Source organism: Pseudomonas sp. IT-P253 (assembly GCF_949768125.1).
In the GTDB taxonomy this organism is placed as follows: domain Bacteria; phylum Pseudomonadota; class Gammaproteobacteria; order Pseudomonadales; family Pseudomonadaceae; genus Aquipseudomonas.
Window position 1 is genome coordinate 312,855 of the sequence record NZ_CATKPT010000011.1, and the last position, 13,684, is coordinate 326,538.

Annotated in this window: 12 protein-coding genes and 1 pseudogene; all 13 read right to left on the minus strand. The window is 57.4% G+C overall.

All coding sequences use genetic code 11. From position 1 onward, the window contains the following. Nucleotides 1-259: 259 nt before the first annotated feature. Nucleotides 260-1,414, minus strand: coding sequence for an LLM class flavin-dependent oxidoreductase (locus ACM6IR_RS07265; protein WP_218473642.1), 1,155 nt, complete (start codon nucleotides 1,412-1,414; stop codon nucleotides 260-262). Nucleotides 1,415-1,654: 240 nt separating this feature from the next. Then, nucleotides 1,655-3,091, minus strand: a complete 1,437-nt coding sequence (locus ACM6IR_RS07270; RefSeq protein ID WP_414907066.1) for an NAD(P)(+) transhydrogenase (Re/Si-specific) subunit beta — start codon at nucleotides 3,089-3,091, stop codon at nucleotides 1,655-1,657. After that, complete coding sequence (locus ACM6IR_RS07275; RefSeq protein ID WP_414907067.1) at nucleotides 3,088-3,441, minus strand: NAD(P) transhydrogenase subunit alpha; 354 nt, start codon at nucleotides 3,439-3,441, stop codon at nucleotides 3,088-3,090. Before ACM6IR_RS07275 ends, ACM6IR_RS07270 begins: the two co-directional genes overlap by 4 nt. A gap of 15 nt (nucleotides 3,442-3,456) precedes the next feature. Further along, a complete protein-coding gene (locus tag ACM6IR_RS07280) occupies nucleotides 3,457-4,578 on the minus strand; it encodes a Re/Si-specific NAD(P)(+) transhydrogenase subunit alpha (RefSeq protein ID WP_414907068.1) in 1,122 nt (373 codons plus the stop codon). An 88-nt stretch (nucleotides 4,579-4,666) separates the two neighbouring features. Continuing rightward, nucleotides 4,667-7,003, minus strand: a complete 2,337-nt coding sequence (locus ACM6IR_RS07285) for an efflux RND transporter permease subunit (RefSeq protein WP_414907301.1) — start codon at nucleotides 7,001-7,003, stop codon at nucleotides 4,667-4,669. 58 nt (nucleotides 7,004-7,061) lie between these two features. Continuing rightward, nucleotides 7,062-8,132 carry a WD40/YVTN/BNR-like repeat-containing protein gene (locus ACM6IR_RS07290; protein ID WP_414907069.1) on the minus strand — a complete coding sequence of 357 codons (1,071 nt, stop codon included), beginning with the start codon at nucleotides 8,130-8,132 and terminating at the stop codon, nucleotides 7,062-7,064. A gap of 117 nt (nucleotides 8,133-8,249) precedes the next feature. Further along, complete coding sequence (locus tag ACM6IR_RS07295; protein WP_414907070.1) at nucleotides 8,250-8,705, minus strand: nuclear transport factor 2 family protein; 456 nt, start codon at nucleotides 8,703-8,705, stop codon at nucleotides 8,250-8,252. Nucleotides 8,706-8,768: 63 nt separating this feature from the next. Beyond that, nucleotides 8,769-9,158 (minus strand): nuclear transport factor 2 family protein, encoded by a 390-nt coding sequence (locus tag ACM6IR_RS07300; RefSeq protein WP_414907071.1) that lies wholly within the window; start codon nucleotides 9,156-9,158, stop codon nucleotides 8,769-8,771. A gap of 17 nt (nucleotides 9,159-9,175) precedes the next feature. Then, nucleotides 9,176-9,634 (minus strand): MaoC family dehydratase, encoded by a 459-nt coding sequence (locus tag ACM6IR_RS07305; protein WP_414907072.1) that lies wholly within the window; start codon nucleotides 9,632-9,634, stop codon nucleotides 9,176-9,178. 10 nt (nucleotides 9,635-9,644) lie between these two features. Then, a complete protein-coding gene (locus ACM6IR_RS07310; protein ID WP_414907073.1) occupies nucleotides 9,645-10,430 on the minus strand; it encodes an SDR family oxidoreductase in 786 nt (261 codons plus the stop codon). Nucleotides 10,431-10,447: 17 nt separating this feature from the next. Next, nucleotides 10,448-11,662, minus strand: coding sequence for an acyl-CoA dehydrogenase family protein (locus ACM6IR_RS07315; RefSeq protein WP_414907302.1), 1,215 nt, complete (start codon nucleotides 11,660-11,662; stop codon nucleotides 10,448-10,450). Nucleotides 11,663-11,674: 12 nt separating this feature from the next. Further along, nucleotides 11,675-12,799, minus strand: a pseudogene (locus ACM6IR_RS07320) (acyl-CoA dehydrogenase family protein); the annotation flags it as partial. Next, a complete protein-coding gene (locus ACM6IR_RS07325; protein ID WP_414907074.1) occupies nucleotides 12,796-13,674 on the minus strand; it encodes an SDR family oxidoreductase in 879 nt (292 codons plus the stop codon). The gene ACM6IR_RS07325 and the pseudogene ACM6IR_RS07320, both read right to left, overlap by 4 nt. Nucleotides 13,675-13,684 lie beyond the last annotated feature (10 nt).

A 13,684-nucleotide genomic window follows, 5' to 3' on the forward strand; every position in this document is an offset into this window, starting at 1 on the left:
ATTGTTCGCCCTGGAACGCTTGCCAGCCATTTCACTACTGCCGGCAAAGCCCCTGTGAGTGATGCGTCTCGACCTGTATTCAGGACGGTGAGCGCTTCCTTATCAGCAGGTGCCGTTACTATTGCTTTGCAGAATCCCCCTCACATCCTTCATTTGGACGAGGGCGAAAAATACCTCAAATTTATCCGCACGCCCCTCGAAAACACGTACCCCGCAAAGCGACGCTGCTCCCGTCGGAGCAACGCCCACACGCCCTCGATCAGGCCTCTACAGCGGCCTCCCGGCCTTTGACCAGCGCATCGCGAAAATAAGGGATGACATGCTCGCCGATATTGCGAATGGTCTCCAGTTGAGCCTCCTGCGGGATAGTCCCCATCTGGCAAATGAACAGAATTTCATCCGCGCCGGCATCCACGAGCCGCTGAACGTAACCGATACAGTCGGCAACCGTGCCATAGGCATGATTGGGGTTGAGCAACTCAAGGGACGGATCACTGAAGTCCACCGATACCTTTTCCGATCCCCACGACGTATTGAGTACAGCTTGCCCGCTACCCGTGGTGGTTACATCCTCATCCCACTTCGATGGATCAGGCTTCTCCCCCCCCGTGTACCAGTGCGCCAGGGACTCGAGGAAGTAGCGCTGCCCACGTATCCCGATCTTGCGGGCTGCCTGTCCGTCCTGCATGACGATAGCCGGGCAAAGCGCCGCCAAATGCTCGGTCGGGCGGAAGCCCACCTGATCTTCAGCCTTGCGATTGGCAAATGCCTCTCGGTAGGTTGCATTCTTTTTCGCGACCTCATCAGGACCACCAAACCCAAGGACCAGAGCGCCAAGACCACGCCCCCCCGCGGTCGCCAGGCTGGTCGCATTGGTACAGGCCATATACATCGGAGGATGCGGGTATTGGTAAGGCTTTGGATGGATAGGGCGACGTGGAATCTTGACGAATTCGCCGTCATGTTCGATCTCATCCTGAACAAACATTTTCGGGATCAAGTACATCATTTCATCGATTTGCGGCTGCAGCTTGGCCAGGTCGTAACCAAAGGTGCCTGCCTCTTGTTGCGTCCCACCTTTACCCATACCGAAATGCACTCGCCCTTTGGATAACAGGTCGAGCGTAGAGATTCGTTCAGCGATTTTTACCGGGTGGTTCATCGCCGGAGGCAAGCACACCACTCCGTGACCAATACCAATGCGTTCAGTCTTGCCAGCGAGAAATGCCAGCAAGGTTTCAGGTGCGCTCGAGTGCGAGTAGTTGCTAAGAGCAGTGTGTTCTACCGCCCATACCACATCGAAACCGAGCTTGTCCGCCAGTACGACTTGCTCGACGGTATCGTCGAATACCTTGCGGTCACCTTCGCGTGAAGAGTCTGTGGTTTGTGCTTCATAAATTAACGAAAACTTCATGGTTTTTCTCCTTATCGCTGGGCTCTACCTGTAGCGTCGCAACCGTTTTGTGTGGTCGTCGCTCAGAAGTTGCGCCAAGTATGGATAGTGTTAAAACTTTCGCGCATCGTCTGACTGGAGTAGTCAACTCGGCCGATTTGATGTTGATGGATCAGCAGCGCGCAGAGGGCGTTTTTTGCCAAGCAATAGTCCGCCCGACCGGTATTGCGCCAGCGGGCGGCAGAGGTACTTGTGGAGGCTTTACTCGACGGCTTTGACCATGTCTTCGATGACTTTCTTGGCGTCGCCGAAGACCATCATGGTTTTGTCGAGATAGAACAGTTCGTTGTCCAGACCGGCATAGCCGCTGGCCATCGAGCGCTTGTTGACGATGATAGTCTTGGCCTTGAACGCCTCGAGAATCGGCATACCGGCAATCGGCGATTTCGGATCGTTCTTGGCCGCCGGGTTGACCACGTCGTTGGCGCCCAACACCAGCACCACGTCGGCCTGGCCGAACTCGGAGTTGATGTCTTCCATCTCGAACACTTGGTCGTAAGGCACTTCGGCCTCGGCTAGCAACACGTTCATGTGGCCAGGCATCCGACCGGCAACCGGATGGATCGCGTACTTCACGGTGACTCCCCGGTGAGTCAGCTTCTCGGTCAGTTCTTTCAGCGCGTGCTGCGCCCGTGCCACGGCCAGGCCGTAGCCCGGAACGATGATCACGGTGTCGGCGTTGGTCAGCAGGAAGGTCGCGTCATCAGCCGAACCGGATTTCACCGGACGGGCTTCTTTCGAGCCAGCAGGGCCAGCCGCATCCGCAGTATTGCCGAAGCCACCGAGCAGCACGTTGAAGAACGAACGGTTCATCGCCTTGCACATGATGTACGAGAGGATCGCACCGGACGAACCCACCAGCGAACCTGCGATGATCAGCATCGAGTTGTTCAGCGAGAAGCCGATGCCCGCCGCTGCCCAGCCGGAATAGCTGTTGAGCATCGACACCACCACCGGCATGTCCGCGCCGCCGATCGGGATGATGATGAGTACGCCCAGCACGAAGGCCAGGGCCAGCATCAGCGCGAAGGCGTTCAGGTTACCGGTCAGCATGAAAGTCACGCCGAGGCCCAGTGTCGCCAGGCCCAGCAGCAGGTTAAGCTTGTGTTGGCCGCTAAACTGGACCGGCGCGCCCTGGAACAGGCGAAATTTGTACTTGCCCGAGAGTTTGCCAAAGGCGATCACCGAGCCGGAGAAGGTAATTGCACCGATCGCGGCACCGAGGAACAATTCCAGGCGATTACCGGCCGGAATCGCGTCGCCCAGCTGCTTAACGATGCCCAGCGATTGCGGTTCAACGACAGCAGCGATGGCAATGAACACCGCGGCCAGACCGATCATGCTGTGCATGAAGGCGACCAGTTCCGGCATCTTGGTCATTTCCACGCGTTTGGCCATGATCGAACCGGCCGTGCCGCCGATCAGCAGACCGACGATCACGTAGACGATCCCGTCATGGGCCAGCTCAGCACCGAGCTTGTAAATCAGGCCGACCGTGGTGAGGATCGCCAGGCCCATGCCGAGCATGCCGTACAGGTTGCCGCGCCGCGATGTGGTGGGATGCGACAAGCCCTTGAGCGCCTGGATGAAGCAGACCGACGCGAACAAATACAGGGAGGTAACCAGGTTCATGCTCATGCGTTTTGCACCTCTACCTTACCTGTTGCTGACTTCGCGGCAGGCGCTTTTGCCGGCGCGGCTTTTTTCTTGAACATTTCCAGCATGCGCCGGGTCACCAGGAAGCCACCAAATACGTTGACCGCGGCCAGGGCCACGGCCAGGGTGCCCATGGTCTTGCCCAGCGGGGTCACGGTGAGGGCGGCGGCGAGCATGGCGCCGACGATCACGATGGCCGAGATGGCGTTGGTCACCGCCATCAGCGGTGTGTGCAGTGCAGGGGTCACGTTCCAGACCACGTGGTAGCCGACATAGATGGCCAGCACGAAGATGATCAGGTTGTAGATACCGGGGGAGATAAGCTCTTCCATCGTCTGAATCCTTGCTTAGGCGTTTTTGCGGATGACTTGGCCGTCGCGGCACATCAGGCACGCGGCGACGATGTCGTCTTCGAGGTTGATCTCAAACTGGCCTTCTTTGTTGAAGACCAGCTTCAGGAAGTCCAGCAGGTTGCGCGCGTACAGGGCCGAGGCGTCGGCGCCGACTGCACCGGCCAGGTTGGTCGGACCGCAAATGGTCACGCCATGTTCGACCACTACCTGATCGGCTACGGTAAGCGGGCAGTTGCCGCCTTGGGCTGCCGCGAGGTCGATGACCACCGAGCCTGGTTTCATCTGTGCCACGGTTTCCGCGCTCAACAGCGTTGGCGCCTTTCGGCCCGGGATCAGTGCGGTGGTGATGACGATGTCAGCCTGTTTGGCGCGTTCGTGCACAGCCAGGGCCTGACGTCGCATCCAGCTGGCCGGCATGGGGCGGGCGTAACCGCCGACACCCACGGCGCATTCGCGCTCTTCATCGGTCTCGTAAGGCACGTCGACGAACTTGGCGCCGAGGGATTCGATCTGCTCTTTTACCGCAGGACGTACGTCAGACGCTTCGATCACTGCACCCAGACGTTTCGCCGTAGCGATCGCCTGCAAACCAGCCACGCCAGCGCCGAGAATCAGCACGCGCGCCGCTTTCACGGTACCCGCAGCGGTCATCAGCATCGGCATGAAGCGAGGATAGTGGTGAGCGGCCAGCAACACGGCTTTATAGCCGGCGATGTTGGCCTGGGACGACAGCACGTCCAGGCTCTGAGCGCGGGAGGTGCGTGGCGCAGCTTCCAGCGCGAACGCGGTAATGCCGCACTCGGCCAGCTTGGCAATGGTTTCATTGCTGAACGGATTGAGCATGCCCACCACAATGGTGCCGCTCTTTATCAGCGTCAGCTCGCTGTCGCTGGGGGCGACCACCTTGAGAATCAGCTCGGCACCAAACGCATCATTGGCGCTGCCAATGGTTGCGCCTGCCGCTTCATAGGCACTGTCGACAACACTGGCATTAATGCCGGCGCCGCTTTGCACAGTGACCTTATGACCCTGGCCGATCAGCTTCTTGATGGTTTCCGGGGTTGCAGCAACCCGTGTTTCACCGGCGAGTGTCTCCCTCGGTATTGCGATATGCATAACGTCCTCGACTGAATGTTAAATAGAGGGCACAAAGGCGCATCGACAACACAGTTGTCGATGCGATGTACAACCAGAAAGTGTTGTTTTACTTGACGGACGCCGGAGCGTTAAGTTTGGTTTCTGCCTTGGCTCCGACGTTTAACCAACTGGCAAATGCCGGTAGCAAAAGCACAGCACCGAACATGTTCACCAGGAACATGAAGGCCAGCAAAATACCCATGTCGGCTTGAAACTTCAGTGCGGAGAATGCCCAAGTGCCGACGCCCACCGACATAGTCACGGCAGTGAACACCGCAGCCGTCCCCCGCTGACGCATTGCTTCGTAAAAGGCAGAGCGCAAGTCACCCCCTTCGTCGAGATGATGCTTGATGCATTCATAGAGATAGATCCCGTAATCCACCCCTACTCCGACACCCAGCGCGATGACCGGCAGCGTCGCGACTTTCAGGCCGATCCCCAGCTGCGCCATCAGCGCATTGCACAGGATCGAGACAACCGCCAGCGGCATGATGATGCACAGCACCGCCTTCCAGGAACGGAAGGTCAATAGACAAAGGAGTGTGATCGCACCGAAGATTGAGGCCAGCATGGTCACTTCTGCTTGCTCGACAGCTTCGTTGGTGGCGGCCATTACGCCAGCGTTGCCACCCGCCAGACGGAACGACTGATCGACCCGAAACTCAACCCCCTCAGTCGGCTGCTCAGCGATGTAGCGTTTGATTTCCCTGGTCAGGTGATCAAGCGTCACACCCTGGTGATCTTTGGTGTAGATCAATACTTGCATGGCAGTGCAGCTGTCCGTATTCAAGCCCAAGTCAGGGTTATAGGCTGCAGATCCCTGCTGCAACGCCTGACTGCTTCGCGGTAGCGCCGCCCAACGCGGATTACCTTCGTTGTTGGCAGCAATACCGACCTTGGCCAGGTCCGGTACACTGACCACCGACTGCACGCCGTAGACGCCGCGCAAGAACATTTCAAAACGATCGACGTTATTCATCACCGAATAATAAAGACAGGCATCCCCATCGAACCCCTTGGCTTCGACTACCACTGTCAGTACATCGACGCCAATGGCGTAGTGGCCGACGATGGCCTCATTATCCTGGTTATAACGTGAGTCGGTTCGCAGCTCCGGGGCGCCGCTACCGATATCGCCCACCGTAAGGTGGCGCGACTCCAGCGTCCCCACCACCAGCAACGCCAGCCAAACCACGAAGACAGCCATGGCCGGCCCTGGCCGCGTCACCGCCGATAGTTTCCACCAGACAGGATGACGACCGACCGGATCGGTCTTGATGTTCCGCGCAGAACTCTCCAGACGCATTCTGGACAGCAGTATTGGCAACATCATTTTATTGGTGATGATCATCAATAGAACGCCCAGGCACGCGGTAATGCCCAGCTCACGCACGCTATCGATCTGAATTCGCATGATCACTGCGAAGCCCAGTGCGTTGGTCAGCAAGGCCAGCGCCCCGGGAATAAACAGTCGCCGGAACGCCGAATGCGCGGCGGACAGTGAGTCAGCACCACCCAGTACCGACTGCTTCCAGGCATTGGTCATCTGCACCGCATGGGAGACGCCGATGGAGAAAATCAAAAACGGCACCAGAATAGACAGTGGGTCGATGCCATAGCCGAGCAGCGGCAACAAACCCAACAGCCAGATGACGGGCAGCAGCGCTACCGCCAGGGTCAGCAAGGTCAGGCGAAATGATCGGCAATAGAAAAACAGCAAGATTGCAGTGATCGCGAATGCAACCCCAAAAAACGCAATCACCCCAACCAAACCGTTGATAATCTCACCGATCAACACCGGAAAACCGATGATATTGACGTCGAGCTGATCGCTGCTGAATTTGGCTCGAACTTTTTCAAGCGCGGCCGCGACTTTTTCGTAATCGACCTTCTCGCCGGTTTGCGGATTGAGTTCCTGCAGATCGGCGCGAATCAGGGCCCCCTTCAGATCTATCTGGACCAGGCGTCCAATGACACCAGAGCGCGCCACGTTGCGCCGTACCACCGCAAGGTCCTCGTCGGTTCCGCCAAAGCGCGACGGAACCACCACATCACCGTAAAAGCCCTCTTCTGTCACTTCGATAAAGCGCGTATCAGGGGTAAACAGTGACGAGACCCGTGTGCGGTCCACTCCGGGAATGAAAAACACCTCATCGGTAGCCTCGCGCAAGGCTTGCAGAAATTGCTTGTTGTAGATGTCACCCTCACCTTTCCAGCGAAGATTGACCAAGACCCGATTTGCCCCGGGAAACACCTTCAAATAATCGACGAAGGTCTGCATATACGGATGTTGCAGCGGGATCATTTTATAGAAACCAGGGTCCAGCTTGATGCGTGTGGCCGTGCCGGCAAACACCAATGTCAGCAGCACGAACAGCACGAACAACCAGCGGCGGTGCGCCATCAATAGATCGGCACAACGATCGACGAAGATGGATTTCTTGTTATTCACGACGCGTTCCTCATTCGACGGCTTTGCGTTGCACAGGCTGTTGTGCCTGCTGCGTGATACCCGCCGGGCCGACAAATATCAGTCTTGCATCAGTAGCCTCACTGACACTCGAGAGACTTTGGCCACCTCCAGCGTGCGTGCGCTTAAATGTCTGGCCGTGATCTTCCGAGACAGTGACCACACCGCCCTCACCCACCAGAACAACGTTGCCTTCCCGAGTCTGAGTTCCACCGTAAAGCGCAGCGGTAGTGCCCGAGTCGATTTCCTTCCAGGTCTCACCGAAATCCTGAGTGCGGTAGACCTTGCCACGCATGCCGTACACCAGCCAAGCATCAGGGGAAAGCGCGACCAGACCGAAAAACGAACCTTTGTAGAACTCCGGCAAGCGAGTCCAGGTCGTACCCTGATCAGAAGACCTCGCGACCAATCCACTCTCCCCCACCAGCATCAGATGTGTCTCGCCGGCTCCGGACAGTGCATACAAATGTCGGTCACCCAGCCCCGTATCACGTGGCGTCCAGGATTTCCCCTTATCTGTCGAGGTGAGAAAACTGCCAAAACTACCTACAGCAAAAAACGGCCCCTGCGCCTTACCCCAGACATCAAGCAATACTTCTGAGTTTTCAGCCACAAAGTTGGCCTCCTGCCAAGTCTTGCCAGCGTCCTCAGTACGTAAAATCCAGTTGTCGTGACCGACCACAAAACCGAGTGTCGGGTTGGCGAAGAAAACCCTTGTCAGTGTCGAACCACGTTGCGGCTCGACTTTAGCGTCCTGCCAGCTCTTGCCTGCGTCCACACTGAAGAAAAGATGCCCCAACTCCCCGGCTGCAACAATTTGCGCATTAACTTGAGCAGCACTATTGATCAGCATGCGCTGCGGCTGGACTGAGGTAGCAGGGAAATGTGGGCTCGGCCGAGGCAAAAAGGAAACAACCGTGCCGATAGCAACCAGAAGAGCCATAGCCAAACCGCCCCAAACCCGATGTCGTCCTGAGTCGGTGGAGTGCAGGCCTAAAGGCGGCTGCCGATGGGCACTTCGCGTAGCAGATTCATTGTTGATTATTGTTGACTGCTGATTCATGACTCCTCCTGATTAAGCATCGCCGAGCAGTCACGGATCACTGCATCATGGGCTTACTGGAATGTGCCGTGCAGAGCCCCCCGCTGCATCGTCCATCCGGAGTAGTCGCTTATGACTTTATGCTCCGCCTGGAGCATAGGTGTACTTTCCATGGGCACTCAGGTCCCCGTACAAATCATTGGCGATGATCCGTTCGGAAAACCGCCAGACGTTATCAACCTTCTCGAACCGATCAATATAGTCACCGCCAATGATCGGCTGCAGTGGCAGTTCAGCGGTCTGTTGGAAGACCATCACGTAGACATGGGCCATGGCCCGATTCGGACCATTGGGGCGGATCTGCACATTGCTCATCATGTGCCGGGTACGCGGTTTACCGTCATACAGGCGAACAAAATCCTTGAACAGCTCGGACAGCAGCTTAGGGTCGTTGCTCACCGGAGCACTGCGCCCAGGAATATGAACATCAGCGTGTGCGAACAACCTGCCAACACCATCAAGATCACCTTGATCCAGACGCGCGGCATATTCATAAATCAGGTTCTGGATCTCAAAGTAGTCAGTCGCATCCACGGTGTTCAAACCTCATAGAAAAGTGCGCCTCCGAATGAGGGGGCAATGCAGTTATCGATAGAACTAACCAGGCGTGACCAATAACAAATCATCAGGCCCGTAGAAAGATTGTCGTGAAATTATTTTTTCCGAATCATCGAACCGAAACACGTCAATTCTCGAGTAGACCTCAAGACCTTTTGCAGTGGGTTCCAATGTCTCCAGGACAACGGCTAGCGCGTTACCATGAGGAGCACCTCGGATCGGTCCTCGAACCTTCACAATTGTTTCTGCTGCGATGGCTTTGTTGTAGAAATCGACGATAGCTGCTCTGCCAACATGAGCTTTCGATCCAACTGGATCTTCGATACTTGCGTCTTCAGCGAATAGTGCGATGACTGCCTGAGCATCAGCACGCTCAAAGCCGTCAATATAATGCTGAAAAATTGACTTCATACGTACGATGCTAGGCATTGGATGACTCCGTTGAATCAATCGAAATAGTAACGACTGATTGTGTCGACGATGCAGGCCGGTCGCTCAGTCCCTTGAATCTCCACCGTGACCCGCACAGTTGCCTGCACTCCACCATCCACAACCTCAGCCTTGATGATCTCCCCCCTCCCCCGAATAGACGCCCCGACGGGAACTGGTGCAGGAAAGCGGACACGGTCGGTACCGTAATTGACACCCATGCGCATTCGCACATCGATAAGTTGCGAGAGGAAGTAGCTGCCGGCCAAGGCCAACGTCAAATACCCATGCGCTATGGTTGTGCCAAACGGTCCCTCCTTGGCCCGTTCAGCATCGACATGAATCCATTGATGATCATTGGTCGCCTCGGCGAACCCCGTTACCCGAGCCTGATCGATATTCAGCCACTCGGTCACACCAAGAGAAGTGCCAACGGCTGCGAGCACTTCTTCGGCATTGTTGTAGATGTTTACCATGCGCCGCCCCTCAAGCCCGTTGACTACTGGCAGAAATGACTTCTCCCACGAGATAGGACGCATATTCACTGGCCAGGAAAACTGCAATATTGGCCATCTCCCAGACTTCCGCAGGGCGCCCAAAGGCTTCGTTGGCGGATAAAGCTGAAAGCAGGTTTTCATCCGCTGTCTTTTTCAGGAACGCATGCATGGCAATACTCGGAGATATTGCATTGATGCGGATACCGTATTCGGCCGCTTCCAACGCACTGCAGCGCGTCAGGGCCATGACCCCGGCCTTGGCCGCCGCATAGTGCGCCTGCTCTTTCTGAGCGCGCCAGCCCAGCACCGAGGCATTATTGATGATTGCGCCATGGCCACGCGGTTGCATGACCTTGAGCATTGCGCGGGTCATGCGGAACGTACCGTTGAGCGATACATCGATTACCCGCAACCATTCCTCATCGCTCATTTCAATGATGCGCTTTTGCCCGCCCAGACCTGCGTTGTTGAACAGGATATCGGTGCCGCCCAGACGCGCCTCAGCCTCGGCGACCAAGGCCTGCACTTGATCTTCTTGTGTCACGTCGCAGACCTGGCCGTAAATCGCGTCGAGTCCGGTTTCCTCACGCAAACGGGCTACCGCCTCTTCAAGGCGACGCGGGTGCACGTCAGAAAGCATCAACGCGCGCACCCCCTCCTCGGCAAATCGTTGCGCAGTGGAATAGCCAATACCACCGCCAGCGGCAGCGGTGACCAGCGCTGACTTGCCCTTGAGCAGGTCATGGCCGGGAACATAGGCAGGAACATTAATCATGCGAGACTCCTGATGAACTAGCGCGTCGGCCGTGCTTCTTTGGGCATACCCAAGGCACGTTCGGCAATGATATTGAGCTGAATCTCGTTGGTACCCGCGACGATGGTGTCCGAACGACTGAACAGGAACACTTGTTGCAGCCGGGTTCGAGAGAAGTCATCGATAACGATATCGCCTTCGATACCTAATGCATCCACAGCCAACTTGCCCAGTTCGCGGTGCCAGTTGGACCAGTAGTACTTGATGATATAACCCTCACGGGAAAGGCTGCCGTCATCCCCGCCGCTGAGTGTGCGCAAGGTGTTGTAGTGCATGACCTTGAGGCCCATCCAGGCTTGACCGATACGCGCACGAATCAACGGGTTGTCGACACTGCCGGTATCCCGGGCCGCTTTACAGACCAGCTCGAGCTGATGCGCAAAATGCATCTGCATGCCGATCCAGGACAGCCCGCGCTCAAATCCAAGCAAGGCCATGGCGATCTTCCAGCCCTCGCCGGGTTGACCAATGACATTCTGTGCCGGACAGCGCGCACCATCGAAGAACACTTCGTTGAATTCGCAGGTGCCGGTAATCTGTTTGATCCCGCGAACGTCGACACCTGGCTGATCCAGCTGAACCAGCAGAAAGATCAGCCCGTGATGCCCCCGAGACTCTGGCTCACAACGGGCCACGACGAAAATCCATTGCGATTCGTGTGCCAGAGAGGTCCAGACTTTTTGACCGTGCAGCACCCATTCACCGGTCACCGGGTCAAGGCGTGCACGGGTCTGTACATTGGCCAGGTCCGAGCCGGCACTGGGTTCGGAATACCCTTGGCACCAATACTCGGTACCTGCCACGATTCCCGGTAGAAACTGCTGTTTCTGTGCTTCGCTGCCATAGGCAATCACGGTGGGACCGAGCAACGTTTCACCCAAATGACCGATATTGCCCGGACCACCTGCGCGAGCGTATTCCTCGTGAAAAATAATCTGCTGCGCCACACTGAGGCCTCGGCCGCCGTACTCCTTCGGCCAGCCGACGCAGGTCCAACCACCTTTGGCCAGTTCCTGCTCCCACTCCTTGCGCAGCTCTGGATAGGCATCCTCGTCTCCGGCGCCACCGCGATGCTTCAGACAGGCGAAGCGACCCGTTAAATGCTCCCCCATCCACTGCGAAATCTCTGCGCGAAAGGCTAGCGCTTCATCCGCCTCTTCAGGCTTTTCCCGCTCGGCTTCGCCGCCAGTGATCAGCCAGCTGGCAATGGCTTCGCGGGACGCGTCGACATCGCCAAACCAATGAGCACTCGCCTGGGCACGTTTGAAATACAGCTGCGGATCGTATTCCCAGGTGAACCCCACGCCGCCGTGCAACTGAATCGCTTCTTGAGCGCAGAAATAGAACGTCTCGCTGGCGAAGCTCTTGACGCAGGCCGCCTCGCGCAGCAACTCGGCGGTCCCCGGCACAGAGGCTGCAACGCGAGCACAGCCACCGACGGCAGAACGTGTCGCCTCGATCTTCACCATCATTTCCGCACAGCGGTGTTTGACCGCCTGAAATGCATTGATCGGACGACCAAACTGCACCCGTTCAGCGGCATAGGCCAGTGTCAAATCCAGGCACTGTTGCGCACCACCCAGCTGCTCGGTGGCGAGCACCAGCGTTGCCAGGGCCTGCACACGTTGCAAGCGGTCATCAAGTTGTGGACCTGCGGCCAGTTTGCAGGCTTTTCCAACCGTAACGTCGGTCAAAATAACCTCAGCCACGCGTCGCGTCAGATCGATACCGACGTGTTCCTGCCGCTCGATCCCCTGGAGGTCGGCAGCCACCGCGAACAACGCCAACTCACCGTTTTCCAGCCGCGCAGGCAACAAAAGAAGCTCGGCACTGGCGCCATCCGGGACGTGGCGGAATCGCCCTTGCAGACGATAGCCCTCAGCGCAGGCCTGAGCCGTGGCACCAGGCGATTCGGCGCACCAGGATAAGCCTTTGCCTGCCATCGCCACGGTCGCCCGCAACTGCCCGACGGCAATTTTCTCCAGATAAGGAGCACGTGTTGATTCGTCCACCGCTTCGAGCAATGTCGTCGCAGCCAGGCCCACCGTGGCGAAAAACGGCGATGGCAGCAGACGTCGTCCCATCTGTTCGAAAATCAGGGTCAACTCGACCCACGATAAACCCAGTCCGCCCTGGCTTTCAGGAATATGCGTGGCGCACCAGCCCATGTCCTCAGCAATCTGCTTCCACAGCGCGGCGTCGTAGCCAGTCGGGCTTTCCATGGCCTCACGCACTGACGACGATGGACAGGCCTCAGCCATGAAGCTTTCGGCGGCTTCAGCGATCATCTTCTGATCGTCGTTGAGGGAAAAATCCATACCGGCACTCATGCCCCATACACCTTTTGTGGAGGTACCGCTTCAGCAACCAGTGCATCGACGACCTCTGCAATTTCAGCCGGCAGCCAGCGCGCCGCTTTATTGCGCTGTGGGCCAAGGCGCCAGCCATCGGCCAGCGACAGCTTGCCACCGGAAGCCTCAAACACCCGCCCGTTGATGTGTCGAGACTGTTCACTGCCTAGCCAGACCACCAGCGGCGCGACGTTGGCGGGGTCCCAAAAATCAAAGCTGTCGTCACTGGGTTTTTTCACCACGTCGGGCATTGCCGACTCGGTCATGCTGGTACGCGCTGCCGGCGCCAGGGCATTAGAGGTGATGCCATAGCGGATCAACTCTGCCGACTGCACCAGTGTCAGTGCACAAATGCCGGCTTTAGCGGTGGCGTAATTGGATTGTCCAACCGAACCTTGCAGCCCGGCACCGGAGCTGGTGTTGATAATCCGTGCATCGACAGGTTCGCCCGCCTTGGCCTTGTCGCGCCAGCGTTTGGCCAAGGTATTGGCTAAGCAAAAGTGACCTTTGAGATGGACGCGCATGACCTCGTCCCAGTCATCTTCGCTCAGGCTGACAAACATCCGGTCGCGCAGGTTGCCGGCGTTGTTGACCAGTACATGCACTTCACCAAAATGTGCCACGGCCTTCTCGACGATCGCTTGAGCGTGGTCGAGACGGGTGATGTCGTCATCGTTGGCCAGTGCCTGCCCACCGGCGGCGACGATATCGGCGACCACCGCCTCGGCAGCCTCACGACGAATGTCGTTGACCACCACATTCGCGCCTTCGGCGGCGAAGGCCAACGCATAAGCACGCCCGAGACCGCCACCGGCGCCGGTGATAATTACTGTTCTGTTAGCACAAATGCCCATTTTCAAATCC